The organism is Mycetocola miduiensis (assembly GCF_900115155.1).
GTDB lineage: Bacteria > Actinomycetota > Actinomycetes > Actinomycetales > Microbacteriaceae > Mycetocola_A > Mycetocola_A miduiensis.
Genome location: NZ_FOVM01000011.1, coordinates 1 through 16,205, shown reverse-complemented (window position 1 = coordinate 16,205; position 16,205 = coordinate 1). Strand labels below are relative to the sequence as shown.

Below are 16,205 nucleotides of genomic sequence, written 5' to 3'. Positions count from 1 at the left end.
AAACCATGTCCAAGCGCATCGAAGTCAAAGACCTCAACGTCTACTACAGCAAGTTCCTCGCGGTCGAAGACGTCTCCCTCACCATCGAACCGCGAAGCGTCACCGCCTTCATCGGGCCGTCCGGCTGCGGCAAATCGACGTTCATCCGCACGCTCAACCGCATGCACGAGGTCATCCCCGGCGCACGCGTCGAGGGCGAAGTCCTCGTCGACGGCGACAACCTCTACGGACCTGGCGTCGACCCTGTGCTCGTCCGCCGGAACATCGGCATGGTTTTCCAGCGGCCGAACCCGTTCCCGACGATGTCGATCCGCGAAAATGTTCTCGCCGGCGTGACGCTCAACAATCGCCGCATGCCGAAGTCGACCGCAGACGACCTCGTCGAGAAATCACTTCAGGGAGCGAACCTGTGGAAAGAGGTCAAGGACCGGCTCGACAAGCCCGGCTCCAGTCTCTCCGGTGGCCAGCAGCAGCGGCTCTGCATCGCTCGTGCCATTGCCGTTGAACCGGACGTGCTGCTGATGGACGAGCCGTGCTCGGCCCTCGACCCGATCTCGACGCTCGCCATCGAAGACCTCATCGAGGAACTCAAAAACGAGTACACGATTGTGATCGTCACCCACAACATGCAGCAGGCGTCACGGGTTTCTGACCGCACCGCTTTCTTCAACATCGCCGGGACCGGCAAGCCGGGCAAACTCATCGAGTACGACGACACGAACACGATTTTCACTCAGCCGAGCGTGCAGGCGACTGAGGACTACGTCTCGGGGCGCTTCGGATAACATCCGCGTTCCGAGTTCGGCCGGGGGGCAGCAGAAAGCAGGAGATCCGATCGGATCTCCTGCTTTCGTGGTTTTGCGCTACGCCGTGTGGACGACGATGAGCGGGTCTGTGGTGGGCTGCTCCGAACCGCCCGCCGGTTCCACGGTCACGCCGACGGCGTCGCCGGCTTCCATGGCACCTTCGAGGATCCGCCAGCTGTCGCCGGTCCCGGTCGTGTTGAAGGTTCCGGCAGGGGTAGCCCCGTCCTCGCCGATGTACCAGAGCTCGTAGATCTGTTCGTCGCTGAGTGAGGCGAGTCCGTCGACGACGAGCGCCGACTGGCCGAGCTCCCCCGACCAGACCAGAGTGGCGACGACGCGTTTGTCGTCGTTGATGTTGGTCAGCCTCACGGTCTCCCGCTGGGCGTCAGGCTGGGCATTGATGTGCGCGAGCTGCAGCGCCTCGGGGAGGCCATTGCCGTTGTTGAACGCGCTGGTGAGCCCGTTGACACCGAGAAGCACGACGACGAGGGCCGCGGCGGCAGCCACAGCGGCGAGCGGCTGCGTGTACCACCGTCGGCTGGCTTTGCGCTCGGCGTTACCCGACGCCGACCGGGCGGTGGCGGCCTTGGTGGTCGGTGCTGCAGGCTGTGACGTCGGCCGGACGGGCTGCGCCTTCGGGGCGCCTTCGTCGGTCGCTGCGACCGGTGCCTGGCTGACTGCCGGGGCCGCGGCATCCGCTACCGGCCCTGCGGCATCCATAACAGGGACCGTTATTTCGGGCAGTTGTGGGGTGGACGCGATCGCGTCAAGCACACTGGCGCGAAGGCCTGCTGACGGCTGGACCGGGTCAGCGTCGAAGCCGAGCATTGCCGCGGTCGCTGCAAGGCTCTCGGACTCGCGGCGTGCGTCGGCGGACGAGGCGAGGTGACGTTCGTATTCTGCCTTCTCGTCGGCACTCAGCGCGTCGAGGGCGTACGCTCCCGCGAGTTCTGCCGGATCGCGGTTCTCGGTCATGATGCCACCCCCATCTCGTCTCGTAGTCTCATCATCCCGTCACGCAGACGGGTCTTCACTGTTCCAAGGGGAACCGACAGGATGTCGGCCACCTCGCTTTGGCTGTATCCGCCGTAGTAGGCCAGAGAGACAGCCTGTCGCTGTATCTCGGTGAGGTTCGCCATGGCCCGGCTCACTCTCTCGTGTTCGACGGAGATCTCCGCCGATTCGGCTACTGAGTCGAATGCGGTGGGGAAATCCCGGATTCCGATCCTCACGTCTCGGTCCCGGCCAGCCTGTGATGCCCGGACCCGGTCGATCGCCCGGCGGTGGGCGATCGTCAGAATCCAGGAGGCGGCGGCGCCCCTTCCCGGTTCGAAGCGGGTAGCGTTCTGCCAGATCTCGAGGAAGACCTCCTGTGCGACTTCCTCGGACTGGGCATGGTCAAGCAGCACCTTGCGGATCAGCCCGAGAACCCGAGGTGCAAGCAGGTCGTACAGGGAAGCGAATGCCTGCTGGTCTCCGGTCGCGACGCGCCCGAGTAGTTCCTCGAGCGTCGACGGGCCGGCAGCCACGTCGCTCTCGGTACCTTGTGCATTTTCCACAAGAACTAGCATGTCAGGTTCCCCGACGATACGCAGACGCCGCTCGGGCGGGCGACGATCTAATACCGTCGCCCGCCCTTCACGTTCGGGACGTGTTATTCGATGTCCTGATCTTCAGCAATGGCGCCTGCGATAGCCGTTGCGGTCATCGGCATGTGGCCGGCTGCTTCCTTCAGGAGGGTGTAGTACTGCGGGTCGCCGGCGATGTCCGCGTCGATCGCCGCGATGAGCGACGTCGCGTGCATCCCGAGCGCTTCCTCGACAGCATCCGCCGGGAGGGTCGGTACGACCGAGTTGAGCAGCTCGCCGAAGCTTGCCGCGTACTCTGTCAGGTCGGCAACGGCGGCGTCGGCTCCGGCCTGGTCGCCCGTGGCCTTTCCGATCGTGTAGTTGACGAAGAACCCGATGTGCTCGCGCCAGGACTCGAGGAACGGCTCCTCGGCATCCGGGTAGACCGAACCGACGGCGGCGGCGATGTCCACCGAGTTGGCGTCGAGCGCTGCGACGGCTCCGGCGGTCTTCGCTTCGGTCAGGTCGCCGTTTGCGGCGAGGGCGGCGTGGATGGCCGCGCCGGCCAGGTAGACGTGGTCGCTGAATAGCGCGGTCAGCCCGGCTCGGAGTCCGGCGCCGTCACTGTTGACAGTGTCGACCGTTTCGGCGCTGGCGGCGGCTTTCTCGTCGCTCGACGATGTACCGCTCGACATGGAGTCGTTCGCGGCGCCCATGCTGCATCCGGAGAGGAGCAGAGCTGCGGCGAGCGCTGCGCCGACGAGGGGTGTTGCCTTTTTCATGACGTTCTCCTTGGAATGTGCCCTAGCGGGCGGATGTGACGGGGGTGGTTGGATTCGATCGCCAGCGTCGGCGATCATCCCTCTTCGACGACCACGGTGGCGTTCATGCCGTCATGGATGTCGCAGAAGTATGGGTAGGTCCCGGCGGTCTCAAAGGTGTACGAGAACGTGCCACCTTTCTGGCCGAGTCGCTCGTCGAAGAGGCCATCGGACGTTTCGCTACCGCGAAGGCCCGTGGTCTCGTCGACGTCGGAGAAGGCCCCACTCGTGATGGTGTGGGTGATGGATTCTCCGTTGACCCAGGTGACCGTGTCTCTGGCAGAGACCGTGAGGGTCTCCGGCATGAAGTTGAGGCTCACCAGGGTGACGTCGCTGTTCACAGCCGACGATGTCGGGCTCGAACCGCCTGGCTTCGTTGATCCGGGTTCGCCCGATGCGCAGCCGGTGAGGCTGAGCCCGGCGAGCGACAGCGCGAGCGCCGCCGGGAGGGCGATGCGGGTGCGGAACCGAAGCAGTGAAGTCATGCAAGCGATTCGGCGCGGGATGTGAACTGGTTTGCCCCGGATGTCGGATCTCAGGGAACTGTCAGCCTCGCGAGTCCGCGGCTGCGGTCGAACCCGCGCGTTAACTGAAGGTGCCGGGCCGCAAAACGCCTCTCGGCGGAAGGCCGCTCGCGGCGGCAAAAATTGGAGCCCGGGGTTATGCGGCCCGGCTTGAACAAGTGTAGCAACCGAGGGCGAGCGATAGTCCGTGTTCTCGCCGCGCGAACACACTTGACTTGCGGCGGGATCGGTATTTGTCCTGTGTCACTCGCTTCGGTTCGATTGAGAGACACCAGCCTGCGGCGTCACCGGTGCGGTGCGTAGATCCGAAGCCCGCCCTCCACGATGCTTACCGTCGAGAGGTAGCCGCCCAGCGGCATCCCGCCGTCGCCCACCTCGCGTTGAACCTCGCCGTCGTGCGCGAAGCCCGGCGCCTGGCCCTCGCGCGGCAGTACTGCTGTGACGAGGTTCTCCACCGTGAACGACTCAACGGTCGAACCAACAGGCATCAGTCGCAGCCGGGCGAGGATGGCGCTCATCCTCCGGCCGAACGACAGAGCGGCGACCGCGTGGGCACGGCTGTGCGCGTGCAGGATCCGGATGTCGAGCACACCGTCGTCCAGCCGGCGGCGTTGCAGCGGCGCCGGAATGATCGCATGGTTGCGGTTGATGCCGACGAACAGCGACCAGGCCCGGATCGGGCGGCCATCCAGGACGAGCTCGACCGGTTCCGCTCGCCGCAGCACGAGGATCGCCGAGACGATGCCAGCCACCCATTTGCCGAGAAGGACTTCGCGTTCTTCGCGCTCGGCAACGAAGTCGGGGTAGATCCCCACGGATGCCGCGTTGAGTACCGTTTCGGGCTCCCCTGTGCCGAGGCGCAATTCGCCGACGTCGACGACCAGTCCTTCGCCGGCGGCGAGCGCGCCGACGGCATCCTCGATGGACTCCACGCCGGCGGTCCGCGCGAAGTGGTTGAACGTACCGCCCGGCACGACGAGGAGCGGTAGTCCTGCCTCTCGCGCCAGGTGGGCGACGGATGCCACTGTGCCGTCGCCGGCGCAGACCCCGAGGATGCGGGGTCTCGGCTCGGCGTCGAGCGCCGCCCGGACGACCGCTGAGACGTCTTCTCCCTCAGTGAGGAGGTGGATTCGGGCATCGGGCAGCAGGCGGGCCAGAGTGGGGGCGGGGTCCGGTCGGGTGACGACGGCGCGACCGGATGCGCGATTCCGGACCAGGAACAATCCCTCCCCGGTGGGGGCGGCTGGAAGCGGGGTCGGGGTTCCGCCGTGCCGCTCCGGTGTGCGCCGCGGAACTGGAACAAGTAGCCTGCCGAGGAAAGCAACGCCTGCCCCGATGGCGACGCCACCGAGGACGTCGGAGAGCCAGTGCGCACCGGTGTGCAGCCGGGAGTAGGCGACCGCCCCGGCGACAGGAGCCGTCACCGCCCCGATCTGCGGCGACTCAAGCGCCACGCCCGTTGCGAAAGCAGCGGCGCTTGCGGAATGACCGGACGGGAACGACCCGGATTCGGGGTGCTTCGCGAGGCGGCGCCCGATCGGAATGTCCTTGAGAAGTGGCCGGTCCCCACCGAAAATCTGCTTGCCGACCAGGTTGGCGAGCGCGCTGGCCACCGTGAGCGACGCCACTCCGCGCAGCGCGGCGCGGTACCGGGTCAGCAGGACGAGGACGGCAGCAGCGGTGAACCAGAGGACACCCCGGTCGGCGAAGTGCGACAGCCGGACGAATCCCCGATCGAGGAGGGGATGCACCTTCCTGGCGTTGATGCGGCGACCGGCCGCAGCGTCAAGGCGCCGAACCCAGGCGGGCAGGACGACGACCCGCCTCAGGAGAAGAAGCGGATGTGCCAAACGGCTCGGGCTCATAACGCAACAGTAGTAGTGAGCGGCGCGGCCGCGCGGTAAGGGTCAGTCGAGCGACTCGTGCCGCCAGAGCCTGGCACAGCTAGAGAGCTCGTCGGCGAGGGTCGACAGCCTGAGGGCGCGGGTGGTGAGCGCCGCCGACCGGGTCGGTTCGGCGGCATCCGAATCGTCGGCGACGCTCGCACTGCCTGCCGCTGACACCCGGCAGAACGCTGCCGCTCTCTCCAGGGCGACCGCGAAGTCGCCTTCGAAGATGCCGCGGAGAATCTGATCGGCGAGGGTAATGATCTCGTCGGGGCCGGTCGGCATCGACGCTCCGGCCACGACAGGGTCGATCGTGCCGATGATCTCGCTCCCCCGCTGGAAAAGGTAGCTCGACTCGTGCGGGTCTTCACGGATCATCAGCCGCAGCAGGTAGATCCGCCAGAGCGCGCCCGGCAGGCTTCGCGGCGTCGCCCGCGACCACAGCTCGGCGATCGTGTCGATGCCGTTCTCGTCGGTGTACGCCACGAGCCGCTCGACAACATCCGGGTCGGGGTCGACGCGAACTCGCGCGAGCAGCGCCATCGCCGTCTCGTGGGCGATGCGGCTCGACTCGGCCGGGTCGATCCCGCCGACGAACGACTCGAAGATTTTGCCGGGAAATTTGGTGGGCTTGTGGAACTCGTCAGCCATGAGTTTTCCCCTTTCGCAATGGGCAACGGTTAACGGTACTCCGCGCTCACTGCGTGTGGGTGGTCACAACGTCCAGCGGGAACCGGTAGATTAACTGTGTTGGGGCCTCTAGCTCAGTTGGTAGAGCATCGGACTTTTAATCCGCGGGTCGCCGGTTCGAGCCCGGCGGGGCCCACCCTGTATGCGCGCAGAGATCGTACTGACCGCGGACATCGTCATGAGCGCAGACATCGACATGAGCGCGGACATCGACGCTCAGTACGACGCGCGGGTCAGTTTATGGACGGCGTGCTATCGGCAAACTCATCCGGTTCGGATGATCTGGGGGCAACAGGCACAACGTGCACGCAGCAGTACCCATCCGCCCGCGGCTCGAAATCGACCCGGCGGTCCCACTCGCCCACTCCGTCAGCGGCCCCCCGCAGCATCGCGACGTTCGCACCGCAGATCGTCTGCGGGTGGCTCTGCGCCAGCAGACACGGCGCAATGTCTCGCCGATCGGCGCTCCGGTGCGGTCGGACTCTTCGACAGCCGAGCTCAAGACTTCCGCAGGCGAGACCCGGCCAACCGTGAGTACCTGCGGACGAAACGCAACCGGATGGGTCATCTGCTGGCCGTTGACGGGTGAGGCCGCTCGACGACCTCGTCTAGCAGGTCGTTCTAGCGCCTGGCGAGAACGTGGGCCGGGATACCGAAGGACAGCGAGATCGACAGGATGCCCGCGAAGAAGATGATGGCCTGGAAGCTTTCGACGGTGAACGCGAAATAGAAGAGGAAGATGCCAGCCAGGAACAGCGCGAAGGAGAGGACGAAAGCCATGCGGCCAGTCTATCGAAAGTTCTTGGAGTCGGTGGCGCCGGTCGTAAAGAGACAGCGCCGGGTCACTGGAAGTCTCTGGAGCGGGTCCTGGCGCTGAGCGAGAGAGGCTCGAGCCGGTCGGCCAGCAGGTTGATGATGCCATCAGGTGACCGCTCGAGGATGCCGCGCACGATCATCGCCGGCGCCTCTCGAGCGGTCCTCCGGTAACGCCCCCACACACCGACACTGCAGATCACGTTGACCAGCCCTGTCTCATCCTCGAGGTTGACGAAGGTGATGCCGCTCGCCGTCGCCGGGCGCTGCCGGTGGGTCACGACACCACCGACCTCGATCCTCCGCCCGGATTCGGTGGTCTTGAGCTGGGCAGCGCTCTTCACACCCCGCTCGGCCAGCGCACTCCGGACATGCCGGATCGGGTGATCGTCTGGGGTGATCCCGGTCGACCACAGGTCGCTGACCACCTGCTCTTCGTCGGTGAGCATGGCGAACAGCGGAGGTTGCACAGTGAGGTGGCTGCCCTGCAACTGGTCTGGGCGCTCCTGGGACGCCTGCTCGGCGTCCCACAACGCGCCTCGCCTCGACAGCCCGAACGTGTCGAAAGCCCCGGCTGCCGCGAGCGCTTCGAGCTGGGCGGAGTTGAGGCCGACCCGCCGGGAGAGGTCACGCATGTCGCGGTAGTCGCCGCCGCGTTCCCGCTCGGCCACGATCTGCTCCGCCTTGCGGACGCCGATCGAGGTGACAGAGGCGAGCCCGAGCCGGACCGCGTAACGCCCGTCGCGTCTGTGCTCGGCCGGGTCGAACGGCGCTGACCGGTCAAAAGCCTGGACCGTGGGCTGGTGCGGGTCGAGGCAGGCGTCGAGGCCTGTTACGTGCGGTGGGCTCGTCTCACTTTCGGTCCCTGAGCAAGGCCGCTGGCGGCCGCGCCGAAGGGCGAGCCCCGCCTCCACCCCGGAGAGCAGGATGTCGGGACGCAACGTCTCCACACCGTGCCGCGTGGCATCCGCGACGAGCGACTGCGGCGAGTAGAACCCCATCGGCTGCGCCCGCAACAGGGCGGCCAGGAACGCCGCTGGGTAGTGAAGCCGCATCCACGCGCTCGCATAGACGAGCAGGGCGAAGCTGATCGAGTGGCTTTCGGCGAAACCGAAGTTCGCGAAGGCCTGGATTTTCAGGTAGATGGTGTCGGCGTCCTCACCGGTGATCCCGTTGGCCGCCATCCCTTCGTAAAGCTTGGCCTTGAGCGACTCGATCTTCTCCTGGCCCCGCTTCGAGCCCATCGCTCGCCGCAGCAGGTCGGCGTCCTCACCGGTGCAGCCGCCGACGACCATGGCCATCTGCATGAGCTGCTCCTGGAACAACGGAACCCCGAGGGTGCGTTTGAGCACCGGTTCAAGATCCGGATGCAGGTAGGTGACAGGTTCTCCCCCGGTGCGCCTGCGAATGTACGGATGCACCGCACCGCCCTGGATGGGCCCTGGCCGCACCATCGCGATCTGGATCACCAGGTCGTAGAAACGTCTCGGCTGCAACCGGGGCAGCATGCCCATCTGCGCCCGGCTCTCCACCTGGAACACGCCGACGGTGTCCGCGCGGCAGAGCTGGTCGTACACCCCCTGTTCTTCCTTCGGCATGGACTGCAGGTCCCACCGTTCCCCGCAGTGCTCATCGGCGAGGTCGAAGGAGTACTGGAGAGCGGCGAGCATGCCGAGACCGAGCAGGTCGAACTTGACGAGGCCCATCCAGGCGCAGTCGTCCTTGTCCCACTGCAGCACCGTCCGCCCGTCCATCCGTGCATGCTCGATCGGGCATACTTCGCCTACGGGGCGGTCGGTGAGCACCATGCCACCGGAATGGATGCCGAGATGACGGGGAAAAGTCAGCACCTGCTGGGCGAGATCCACCACCGGCTGGGGGATGTCGTGGTCGTCGCTCGAGGTGATCGCACCCCAGCGCTCCACCTGTTTCGACCAGGCGTCCTGCTGCCCTGGGCTGTGGCCGAGCGCCTTCGCCATGTCGCGCACCGCGAACTTCGGCCGGTAGGTGATGACGTTCGCCACCTGGGCGGCGTTGAACCGGCCGTATTTCTCGTAGACGTGCTGGATCACCTCTTCACGCCGGTCGGAGTCGAAGTCGACGTCGATATCTGGTTCCTCGTCACGCATGCTGGAAAGGAACCGTTCGAACGGCAACCCGTAGGCGATCGAGTCGACCGCGGTGATGTCGAGCAGGTAGCAGACCGCCGAATTGGCCGCTGATCCCCTGCCCTGGCAGAGGATGCCGCGGCTGCGGGCGAACTGCACGATTTCATGGACGATGAGGAAGTAGCCGGGGAAGTCCTTCTGCTCGATCACCTCGAGTTCCCGTCGGATCCGTTCGGTGACGGAGGCGTCGGCATCCGGGTAGCGTCTCGCAGCACCCTGCCAGGTGAGTTCCCGCAGCCAGCTCATCGGCGTGTGGCCCTCCGGAACCTCCTGGAGCGGCAGCCCTGGCTTCACGCTGCGCAACCGGAAGGCCAGCTCGTCGGCGATCTCGACGGTGCGGGCGACGGCACCGGGGTAACGGGCGAACCGGCGGGCCATCTCGGCGCCACTCCGCAGGTGTGCGGCACCGGATGCCGGCAGCCAGCCGTCGAGGTCGTCGAGGCTTCTCCGTGCCCTCACCGCGGCGAGCGCCGAAGCGAGCGGATACTGCGCCGGCGTTGCGTAGTGCGCCCCAGTCGTTGCGACGACCGGTAGCCCGAGCTCGGCGGCGACGGCCGCGAGGGTGTCATTGGAGGTGGTGTCCTCCGGGTTGCCGTGGTCGACGAGTTCGACGACGACGTTACCGTCGCCGAACAGCCGGACGAGTTCGGCGAGTTCCCGTCGCGCGCCTTCTGCGCCCTCGGCGGCGAGCGCCTTCCTGACCGCGCCCTTGCGGCATCCGCTGAGCACCAGCCAGGTGCCATCGGCTGCGGAGGCGAGGTCGGCGATGTCATAGCAGGGTTTGCCTTTCTCGGCCCCGGCCGCGAGGTGCGCCGCGGTGATCGCACCGGCGAGGCGGTGGTAGCCCTCCTCCCGCCGGGCGAGCACGACGAGGTGGGTGCCCTCGGGGTCGGGTTCGCCGTTCTGCGGTTTACTCAGGCCGATCGACAGTTCAGCGCCGAAGATCGTGCGGAGCCCCGGGTGGGCTTCGGCCGCCTCGGCAAGACGGACGATGCCGTACAACCCGTCGTGGTCGGTGAGGGCGAGGCCGTCGAGACCCAGCCGCGCTGCCTCCTCGACGAGCTTCTCTGGTGATGAAGCACCGTCGAGAAAGCTGAAGTTGGAGTGGGCGTGCAGTTCGACGTATGGCACCGCTTCGGCGACGGGCTCGGGGGTCGCCTCGGGAATGTAAGCCAGTCGCTTGCGAGACCAGGCCGGGCTGTCGCCGCCGTCCACCCCGGTGGGAGGCGAACCGGGTCGGCTGGCGTCCGAGAGGGCGCGTTCGAACTCGGACCACGGCACCGGAGGGTTATGCCAGCCCATGCGAATTCCTCCTTTCAGCGGTGTCAGTCATAGCGGGCCTCCGCCCACCAGCCGGAATCGTCGAGGACGAGGAGCCAGGCTCCCCCACTCTCATCGACGAGCTGGAACCGGTTCAGCCGCCGGCCGCCGGCATCCCACCAGCGTTCGGTGACCGGCCACGGGCCCGCCCACGCCGAGACCGCACCGGGCCTGCCGCCGGGCTCCGCGAACGACACGGGGACGGCGGAAAGCTCGCCCCGGTCGTCGACGGCGACGTCAGCACCTCCAGTGCCGGAGACGAGGACACGACGACGCTCGGGAAACACGGTCGCCGGCGGTGGTCCAGGCACCCGGCCCGGCCAGGGCAGCGCCTGCGATGCGCGAACGGATGCCTCCCCGCCCGGCGGCAGGTCGCCCCACGGCACGAGGATTCGGCGATCAGACGGCTGCCTGCCGCCGGCGATGCGGGCGGTGAGCACTCCGGTGTGACCGACCATGCTCTGCACCCGGGAGAGGCCCGAGTGAATCCGTTCATCGGTTGCGCCGCCGTACAGCCCGGCTTCGTGGTTGCCTGCCGGGTCGACGCTCTCCGGTTCCACCCGGAGCCGGGTGATGGCACTGTTCAGCCCGCTTTCGGCGAGGCCAGCGCCCTGCACCTGCCAGCGCACCCGGTCGAGCACGTCGCCGGCTGTGAACCACCGAGGATGCAACCAGGTGCGAGACCGGGAGTCTCCGTTCTCGGTGGAGACATTGATGCGGATGGCGGTCGCCACGAGTGATGACGCCTGCAGCCTCGCCACGAATTCTTCGGCGGCGGTGCGGAACGCGAAGGCGATCTGGTCGACCCGGTCGAGCGGCGGTTCGAATTCCAGGACGCTGGAGTGGTCGGCGGGAGGCACCCGGGCGTCGACATCGCTCGGGTCGAATCCGGAGGCGAGCCGGTGGGCGAGCACTCCGTGAGGCCCGAACCGGTCACGGACCTGCATGTCGTCGAGCGCGGCAAAACTGCCGAGGGTGTGGATGCCGAGCCGGCGCAGCAACGTGGCCAGTTCGGGGCGCTCAAGGAGTTCGACACCGAACGGGGCGAGGAACTCCGGAGATCTTCCGGCCGGGACGATGCGGATGGCATCCGTCACCGTCGGCGAGTGCAGCTTCGCTGCCTGCTCGGCGGCGAACGGGCCGTCGGCGATTCCCACCCGCGCATCGGAGACACCAACACCGGCGAGGGTGTCGAGCAGTGCCTGGGCTGCCTGTCGTTCTCCGCCGTAATACCGGCTCGGCCCGCGGGCACGCATCACGCACGTGCCTGGGCGGGAGAGCTCGACACCGGGCACGATCTGCTCGACGGCGGCCACGACCGGTTCGAACACCCGGTGGTCGAGCACCGGGTCGTACGGCAGCACGACAAGGTCGGTGCAGCGGGACTGGGCTTCGCGCACGCGGAGCCCGCGACGCACCCCTTCGCTGCGGGCCGCCGCTGAACAGGCGAACACGTCACCCCGTTCGATCAGGGCAAGCGGGGCGCCAGGGGCGAGACCGAGTTCTGCCGCAGCGGCGTTGGTCGGCCAGTCCGGGCACCAGAGGAGGATGCTCCGTACCGGTGACATCGATGCGGTCATGAGACGGCCGCCTCGTCGAATCGCACGGGGGTGGCGGGCACGGGCTGGGCGGGCACGGGCCTGGTGGGCACGCCGGCGAGCCCTGCCGGGCGGACGACCTGTTCGGTGTCTGGGAGCCACAACTGCTTGCGCCGTGGCTTGCCGGTGAGTGTGCGCCCGCTGACCGACACGGTCACCCGGCGGGCGGCCAGGAAGCCGTGGCCGTCGCCGAGTCCCATCCACCGGTCGTCTGACACCCGCAGCGTCGCCTCGCTCTGCGGCCATTCGCCGAGGGCGACCAGGGTGGATCCCCGCTGGCGCAGCCGGGAGCCGAGCCTCGCCACTTCCGCGGCGGAGAGCGAGGCCGGCGGTCGGGCGAGCACGACGGTGACGACGTCGGCGAGGGCTGCTGTGACCTGCAGCCACTGCTCCCCCGGTTCGGGCACGAGCACGAGCCGGTCGAGGTCGATACCTGCCGCTGCCGCTGCTTCGACGCCGAGGGCGGGCAGGCCGACGACGCCGCACCAGGCCCCGGCCGCGCTGGGGCCGGCGAGGAGGGCGAGGGCGAGACTGGTTGATTCGTGGACCGAGTAGGCGGCGCCAGCACGAAGCACCCCGCCCGGCAGCAGCTCCGCGATGCCGGGGGATGTCGGTAGCCCGTGTGAATCTATCCGGGTGCGCTGCATTCCCCGGATGCGTGCCTGCAACTCCGCGACCTGGTTCGCAGCGGTTTCGACCGGCGCCGGTGCGCCGGCAAAAACCGGGGGTCGAGGAGTAGCGACGGACAGGGACATACGTTAATAGTCGAACACACGTTCGATTAAGTCAATCGGGCGAAACGGCCCGGGAGAGTCGCATTTCTCAAGCGAATAAGTCTGTGCGACTTATCCACAGGGAGCCTCATACCGGGGGTTTCGGCGGGGTCAATGTCGGTGGTCGCTGGTTCACTTAGTGCATGAACATCCCGCCAACGAAGGCCCGCCCGGCGAAGACGCCATTGGAGTCTGGGGCGCGGGAGTCTGGGGCGCGGGAGTCTGGGGCGCGCGGGAGCGCTTCCGGTGTTGGAGTTGCCGGCGCTGGTTCGCCGGGGTTGCTCGGGTCGCTGTCGGGTGAAGAACTGTTGCAATTAGCGTCGGACGCCGCCCGTGCACTTCGGCGATGTGAAGCGACGCTCGCGGAGGTGGCGAACGAGATCGCGGTGCGCTCGGACCCGGCCCGCGGCTCCGCTGGTCTCGCCGCCCGGCACGGGCACCACCGGGCATCGCAACTCATCGAGCAGGTCAGCGGGGTGTCCGCCCGCACCGCGTCGCGGCTGATCCGGGTCGGCGGTCGGGTGTTCGACCGGGCCACCGACACCGGGCTGCCGTTACCGCCGTTGTTCCCGATCGTCGGTGAAGCGTTCCGGGCGGGACTGCTCGGCATCGACACCGCCGACACGATCAGCACCGAACTGGGCAAAGCGGCACCCCGGGCGAAGGTCGACGCCCTCACCGTCGCCGAAGCCACCCTGGTCGGTGAAGCGACCGGAGCGACCCACCCCGGCGGGGCCCCGTTGTCGGCGGACCTCGTCGCGGTGCAGGCCCGGGTGTGGCGGGACGCCCTCGACGAAGACGGCATCGAACCGCGGGCGAAAGCGGCGTTCGAGCAACGAGAACTCTGGGTCAGCCGGCACCCGGAGAACGGGTTGATCGGGTTCGGCGGCAAAGTCACCATCGACGTCGGAGCGAAACTGCTCGCCCTGCTCGACGCGATCCTCTCCCCGAGGACCGCACCCCGGTTCCTGTCCAACCAAGAACGGGCGGAGCAAGAAGAAGCCGAACGGGAGTTGACGAAGGATCGCCGCACACCGGGCCAGCAACGCGCCGACGTGTTCGCGGCGATGATCGATTCCCTCGCCCGCTCCACCGATGCCCCCACCGTCACCGGTGCCGCGCCCACCGTCGTCGTCACCGTCACCGCCGACGTGCTGCAGAAGAAGACCGGCACCGGCACGATCGTCGGGATCCAGGACCCGGTGCCGTACTCCACGATTCGCCAGATCCTCTGCGACGCCAGCACCGTTCCCGCGTTCCTCGACCCAGACGGTGCGCTCGTCGCGCTCGGCACCGAGAACCGCACCTTCAACCGGCTCCAACGCCTCGGCATGATCGCCCGCGACGGCCCCACCTGCGCGGTGAAAGACTGCACCATCCCCGCCACAGCCACCGAAGCACACCACATCCAGGAATGGTCAGACGGCGGACAAACCGACGTGATCAACGGGATCCTGCTCTGCTGGTACCACCACCGCATGCTCGACTTCGGCGAATGGACCATCACCGTCGACAACGGCAAACCCCGCGTCGTCCCACCCGACTGGCTCCAACGCTAAGAAAACCCTGCCTGCGGCACCGAAGCGAACCGCGCCCTCGTGAATGATCGAGCGTCGCGAATGACCAAGCGCCGAGGATGACGGAACATTACCGGCGCGTCTCATCCCGATCATTCCGGGCACACAACGGCGTGCGATACTGACTGGACCCGCGCAAGCGAAAAATCCCGAAAGCAGACACATGTCCGAGAGGACGCACGCCCCCGAAGCCGCCAGAACCAGTGCGCCCGCACAGATCTCGTGGCTGGAAGACGGCACTCCTCGCTCAGCCCTCTGGCGCTCTGAAAGCGGCTGGCCGGCCCCGGCCACCGTTCTACTCGGCGACGAGGACTTGACGGCTGAGGCGGCGTTCAGTCTTGCGTCAGCGGGAACCGCCATCCTGTGGAAAGGCGACTTCCACAACGCAAGGCAGCTGCTCAGCGCAATGGGCAGGCGCCTGGCGGACTCTCCCCGACCGAAGAACGACAACATCACCGCCGCCTTTCACCGCTCGCGGGAAGACGCGCTTCGCCGGGCAACAATCCTGGGCATGCTCCTCGTCCCGCTGGCAGCCGACGGAACCATCCCGCTCCGTCGCTCCCCCGACATCCGCCGTGCCGCCTCCCACGTCTGGGGCGCCGTGAACGAGGCATCCGTCCTCTCGTTGCGCGAGCTTCTCGGTGTGATCGGCGCCGACGAATGGCGCACGACGGGGGTTCCCGTGCCGGCCCTCGGTGCCCGGATCCACCCCCACTACGGTGTCTTCTCGCCCGTCCGCGGTGAATACCTCGACCTCGTCGCGACGGCACCGCTTCCCCCGGATGCCGCAACCGCGTTCGACATCGGCACAGGGACCGGCGTACTGTCTGCGATCCTTGCCTCGCGTGGCATCCGTTCGATCACCGCCACAGACATGGACCCCCGGGCCATCGCTTGCGCGCGCGAGAACCTCGAGACCCTCGGCTACGCGGATTCCGTCACCGTCGTGCAGGCGAACCTGTTTCCGCCCGGCCGCGCCGACATCGTCGCCTGCAACCCGCCGTGGATCCCGGCGATACCGAAGACCGCAACGGACTTCGCCGTGTACGACGACGACGGGCAGATGCTCGCCGGCTTCCTCTCCGGGCTGGCCGAGCACCTGACACCCCGCGGCGAAGGCTGGCTCGTGATCTCCGACATCGCTGAACGGTTCGGGCTCCGCTCACGCGGCGACCTGCTTGACGCCATCGACGACGCCGGGCTCACCGTGATTGCGCGAATGGACACCAGACCGACGCACGCTCGGGCGACGGATGCCACGGACCCGCTGTATGCGGCACGCGCGGCAGAAGTGACCTCGCTCTGGCGCCTGGCGGCGAATCCGGCGTCCTAGGTGTACTGCACAGGCAGGTTAGTTAGCCGGCTAATGGGTGGGTGGCCTCCGATGGCGGTGTGGGGTCTGTGGTGATTGTATTCGTGGAGCCAGGCCGGGAGCGCGTTCCGGCGGGCTGATTCCGTTGGGTAGTGCTTGCTGAATGCCCAACCGTCGGCGAGAGTGCGGTGGAAGCGTTCGATCTTCCCGTTCGTCTGTGGACGGTAAGGGCGGGTCTTCTTCGCTTTGACGCCAAGCTCGGAGCAGGTGTCGCGCCAGAGGTGAGATTTGTAGGCAGAGCCGTTGTCAGAAAGCACGCGTTCGACCGTCACGCCGCGGGCGGCGAACC

14 protein-coding genes and 1 tRNA gene are annotated in these 16,205 nt (G+C 67.4%); 4 read left to right on the top strand and 11 right to left on the bottom strand.

What is annotated here, in order from left to right; genetic code table 11:
• Positions 1–5: 5 nt before the first annotated feature.
• Positions 6–785, top strand: a complete 780-nt coding sequence (gene pstB / locus BM197_RS15025) for a phosphate ABC transporter ATP-binding protein PstB (protein ID WP_090712987.1) — start codon at positions 6–8, stop codon at positions 783–785.
• Between the two features lie 78 nt (positions 786–863).
• Here pstB and BM197_RS15020 read toward each other — a convergent pair whose 3' ends face one another.
• The 6 genes from BM197_RS15020 to BM197_RS14995 all read right to left on the bottom strand — a co-directional run bounded on the left by BM197_RS15020 (position 864) and on the right by BM197_RS14995 (position 6,256).
• On the bottom strand, positions 864–1,781 hold the full coding sequence (locus BM197_RS15020; protein WP_090712984.1) for an anti-sigma factor: 918 nt from the start codon (positions 1,779–1,781) through the stop codon (positions 864–866).
• Entirely contained in the window at positions 1,778–2,377 is a 600-nt protein-coding gene (gene sigK / locus BM197_RS15015; protein ID WP_090712982.1) for an ECF RNA polymerase sigma factor SigK, read from the bottom strand. Before sigK ends, BM197_RS15020 begins: the two co-directional genes overlap by 4 nt.
• Before the next feature lie 83 nt (positions 2,378–2,460).
• Positions 2,461–3,156: a hypothetical protein gene (locus BM197_RS15010; RefSeq protein WP_090712980.1), complete on the bottom strand. Its 696-nt coding sequence runs from the start codon at positions 3,154–3,156 to the stop codon at positions 2,461–2,463.
• Between the two features lie 74 nt (positions 3,157–3,230).
• Positions 3,231–3,680, bottom strand: coding sequence for a cupredoxin domain-containing protein (locus tag BM197_RS15005; protein WP_090712978.1), 450 nt, complete (start codon positions 3,678–3,680; stop codon positions 3,231–3,233).
• Positions 3,681–4,003: 323 nt separating this feature from the next.
• Complete coding sequence (locus BM197_RS15000; protein WP_090712977.1) at positions 4,004–5,584, bottom strand: bifunctional phosphatase PAP2/diacylglycerol kinase family protein; 1,581 nt, start codon at positions 5,582–5,584, stop codon at positions 4,004–4,006.
• Positions 5,585–5,626: 42 nt separating this feature from the next.
• Positions 5,627–6,256, bottom strand: coding sequence for a DNA-directed RNA polymerase subunit beta (locus tag BM197_RS14995; RefSeq protein WP_090712975.1), 630 nt, complete (start codon positions 6,254–6,256; stop codon positions 5,627–5,629).
• 102 nt (positions 6,257–6,358) lie between these two features.
• Here BM197_RS14995 and BM197_RS14990 point away from each other — a divergent pair.
• Positions 6,359–6,431 (top strand) — tRNA-Lys (locus BM197_RS14990).
• A gap of 485 nt (positions 6,432–6,916) precedes the next feature.
• Here the strand turns inward: BM197_RS14990 and BM197_RS16385 are convergent.
• From BM197_RS16385 to BM197_RS14975, 4 genes are all read right to left on the bottom strand, one after another.
• Positions 6,917–7,075, bottom strand: a complete 159-nt coding sequence (locus tag BM197_RS16385) for a hypothetical protein (protein ID WP_177216859.1) — start codon at positions 7,073–7,075, stop codon at positions 6,917–6,919.
• Positions 7,076–7,137: 62 nt separating this feature from the next.
• Positions 7,138–10,578, bottom strand: a complete 3,441-nt coding sequence (locus BM197_RS14985; protein WP_090712973.1) for an error-prone DNA polymerase — start codon at positions 10,576–10,578, stop codon at positions 7,138–7,140.
• Positions 10,579–10,601: 23 nt separating this feature from the next.
• Positions 10,602–12,176: a DNA polymerase Y family protein gene (locus BM197_RS14980; RefSeq protein ID WP_090712971.1), complete on the bottom strand. Its 1,575-nt coding sequence runs from the start codon at positions 12,174–12,176 to the stop codon at positions 10,602–10,604.
• Positions 12,173–12,949, bottom strand: coding sequence for a hypothetical protein (locus BM197_RS14975; protein WP_177216858.1), 777 nt, complete (start codon positions 12,947–12,949; stop codon positions 12,173–12,175). Before BM197_RS14975 ends, BM197_RS14980 begins: the two co-directional genes overlap by 4 nt.
• Before the next feature lie 161 nt (positions 12,950–13,110).
• On the opposite strand from BM197_RS14975, the gene BM197_RS14970 reads away from it, so the two are divergent.
• Complete coding sequence (locus tag BM197_RS14970) at positions 13,111–14,526, top strand: HNH endonuclease signature motif containing protein (RefSeq protein ID WP_090712970.1); 1,416 nt, start codon at positions 13,111–13,113, stop codon at positions 14,524–14,526.
• Between the two features lie 181 nt (positions 14,527–14,707).
• The gene (locus BM197_RS14965) at positions 14,708–15,877 is read left to right on the top strand and encodes a methyltransferase (protein WP_090712967.1); all 1,170 of its coding nucleotides are present in this window, start codon (positions 14,708–14,710) and stop codon (positions 15,875–15,877) included.
• On the opposite strand, the gene BM197_RS14960 is transcribed toward BM197_RS14965, so the two are convergent.
• Positions 15,874–16,205 (bottom strand): integrase core domain-containing protein (locus BM197_RS14960; protein WP_143095089.1); only part of this gene is annotated, 332 nt, incomplete at its 5' end. The two genes, BM197_RS14965 and BM197_RS14960, sit on opposite strands and share 4 nt — an antisense overlap.

What these genes read in the sequence shown, in the direction of transcription:
- BM197_RS15005 (WP_090712978.1), bottom strand. Translation starts at nt 3,680, where the DNA reads ATGACTTCACTGCTTCGGTTCCGCACCCGCATCGCCCTCCCGGCGGCG.
- BM197_RS15010 (WP_090712980.1), bottom strand. Translation starts at nt 3,156, where the DNA reads ATGAAAAAGGCAACACCCCTCGTCGGCGCAGCGCTCGCCGCAGCTCTG.
- BM197_RS15020 (WP_090712984.1), bottom strand. Translation starts at nt 1,781, where the DNA reads ATGACCGAGAACCGCGATCCGGCAGAACTCGCGGGAGCGTACGCCCTC.
- BM197_RS14985 (WP_090712973.1), bottom strand. Translation starts at nt 10,578, where the DNA reads ATGGGCTGGCATAACCCTCCGGTGCCGTGGTCCGAGTTCGAACGCGCC.
- pstB (WP_090712987.1), top strand. Translation starts at nt 6, where the DNA reads ATGTCCAAGCGCATCGAAGTCAAAGACCTCAACGTCTACTACAGCAAG.
- BM197_RS14965 (WP_090712967.1), top strand. Translation starts at nt 14,708, where the DNA reads ATGTCCGAGAGGACGCACGCCCCCGAAGCCGCCAGAACCAGTGCGCCC.
- BM197_RS14980 (WP_090712971.1), bottom strand. Translation starts at nt 12,176, where the DNA reads ATGACCGCATCGATGTCACCGGTACGGAGCATCCTCCTCTGGTGCCCG.
- BM197_RS14970 (WP_090712970.1), top strand. Translation starts at nt 13,111, where the DNA reads ATGAACATCCCGCCAACGAAGGCCCGCCCGGCGAAGACGCCATTGGAG.
- BM197_RS14995 (WP_090712975.1), bottom strand. Translation starts at nt 6,256, where the DNA reads ATGGCTGACGAGTTCCACAAGCCCACCAAATTTCCCGGCAAAATCTTC.
- BM197_RS15000 (WP_090712977.1), bottom strand. Translation starts at nt 5,584, where the DNA reads ATGAGCCCGAGCCGTTTGGCACATCCGCTTCTTCTCCTGAGGCGGGTC.
- BM197_RS14975 (WP_177216858.1), bottom strand. Translation starts at nt 12,949, where the DNA reads ATGTCCCTGTCCGTCGCTACTCCTCGACCCCCGGTTTTTGCCGGCGCA.
- BM197_RS16385 (WP_177216859.1), bottom strand. Translation starts at nt 7,075, where the DNA reads ATGGCTTTCGTCCTCTCCTTCGCGCTGTTCCTGGCTGGCATCTTCCTC.
- sigK (WP_090712982.1), bottom strand. Translation starts at nt 2,377, where the DNA reads ATGCTAGTTCTTGTGGAAAATGCACAAGGTACCGAGAGCGACGTGGCT.